The following is a 1,649-nucleotide window of genomic DNA, read 5'->3' on the forward strand; positions in this document are numbered from 1 at the left end:
GTCGGAGAGGTGTATAAGGGACAGGCACGTGGGTATCCTGCGCATGGGCCGCGCCGAGTTCCGCGAGATCGTACAGGTGAGTGCAGTTGGAGGTTTTTCCGCCGCGCCGCGCAAACCCGTCGAGCGGCTGGCCGGTGAACGTCGCCACCAGTTGTTGTTCGGCGCCGGGACAGGTGTTCCAGGGCGCGCGGTGCATCTGCGGCTCGATACGGGTGGCCACGCCCTGGTCGTGCTCGATACACACGCCCATGCAGTGGAAGTCGTCCTCGACCTCGCTCAACACCCGCCCGGGGGCGGGTGTCACGCGAAAGCGGCGCCGGAAGCCCGGCAGCTGGTCCAGGGCGGGTTCCGCCAAGGGCTCAGTCCCGTGCCAGCAACAGGGCAGTCGCCAGGGGGCCGCCGCCGGAGGTGGCCACTGCCACCTTCGGGTCGCCGGGGATCTGCCGCTCGCCACCCACGCCGCGCAGCTGGGTGACCGCCTCGTGGGCGAAACCGAAGCCGTGCAGGCGGCCGGCGCCGATCTGGCCGCCGAAGGTGTTCAGCGGCAGCTCGCCGTCGAGGGCGATGCGCTGGCCGCCCTCGATGAACTTGCCGCCCTCGCCGATCTCGCAAAAACCCAGCGCTTCCAGCCAGGTCAGCGCGAGGAAGCTGAAGCCGTCGTAGAACTGCACGGTGTCGACGTCCGCCGGTGTGTAGTCGGTGAGCTTCCACAGGTCGCGGCCGGTGGCGTAGCTGGCCATCCACTCGGCCTGGTCCCAGCTGTGGCGGTCCAGCCCATGTACTGCTCCATGGTCAGCGGCTCGCGAATCATCGCGCGCGGGTTGCGCATGGCGTTGGCGCGATCGGTCAGCGCGATCTGCGCCAGCTGCTCGCGGGTCAGGCCGTATTTCTTCACGTGGCGCATGGCGTACTGCGCCACCCAGGTCGCGGCAGACATCGCGTAGTACGGCGCGAACCACTGGGTGTAGCTGTCGACCCGCGAGGGCATGGACACCGGGTATTCGTCGGGGCGCGACATGGCCGCCGCCTCGTACACGGTGCGGTAGCAGATGACATGCCGCGCCTGGCCGGTGCGCACTGCTGCCATCGCCGCGCCCACCGCGCCCAGTTGCGAGGATATTTCGCCGCCGCCGGCGTACCAGGTGGCCTTGATGCCCAGCGCGTCGATCAACTCGTCGGCGCCCACGGGCGAGAAGCCCAGCATCTGCGAGACGCGGCCCGGGTAGGTGGAGACTCCGTCGATCTGCTCGATACCGAGGCCAGCCTCGGCCAGGGCTTCCTTGACCGCGTCGACGGTCAGCAGCAGCGGGTGACGGGTGAGTTTCATGCCGACCTCGGACTGCCCGATGCCGGTGATATAGGCTTGTGTGTCAGTCATGGTCAGATCTTTTCAAACAGGGGAACGTAGACGTCGTCGTGCTGCTCGAAAGTCACGCGCACGCGGTCACCGAAATCGACATCCGTGGGTTCGCAACCGAGGATATTGCTGGTGATATACACCCCCTCGGCACCGTCGATAGCCACGCGCGCAACCACGCAGGGCACCGGCATTGCCGGGTGCCACTTCTGGTGGACGAGCGTGTAGGTGTCGATCACGCCGGTGCCGGCGACAGCCTCGGGCACCACGTTTTCGGACAGGCAGTGACGGC

General features: G+C 67.6%; 4 protein-coding genes. All 4 read right to left on the reverse strand.

Annotated elements, in window-relative coordinates; all coding sequences use genetic code 11:
- Positions 1-355, reverse strand: a 355-nt coding sequence (locus E4634_RS21350; RefSeq protein ID WP_135446691.1) for a DUF2889 domain-containing protein, incomplete at its 3' end; no start/stop codon positions are given.
- Between the two features lie 4 nt (positions 356-359).
- Positions 360-740, reverse strand: coding sequence for a thiolase C-terminal domain-containing protein (locus E4634_RS21795; protein WP_206046996.1), 381 nt, complete (start codon positions 738-740; stop codon positions 360-362).
- On the reverse strand, positions 635-1,378 hold the full coding sequence (locus tag E4634_RS21355; RefSeq protein ID WP_206046997.1) for a beta-ketoacyl-[acyl-carrier-protein] synthase family protein: 744 nt from the start codon (positions 1,376-1,378) through the stop codon (positions 635-637). Before E4634_RS21355 ends, E4634_RS21795 begins: the two co-directional genes overlap by 106 nt.
- A gap of 2 nt (positions 1,379-1,380) precedes the next feature.
- On the reverse strand, positions 1,381-1,649 hold a 269-nt coding region (locus tag E4634_RS21360; protein ID WP_135446692.1), incomplete at its 5' end, for a Zn-ribbon domain-containing OB-fold protein.

It is taken from the genome of Mangrovimicrobium sediminis (genome assembly GCF_004745945.1).
GTDB classification, from domain to species: domain Bacteria; phylum Pseudomonadota; class Gammaproteobacteria; order Pseudomonadales; family Halieaceae; genus Mangrovimicrobium; species Mangrovimicrobium sediminis.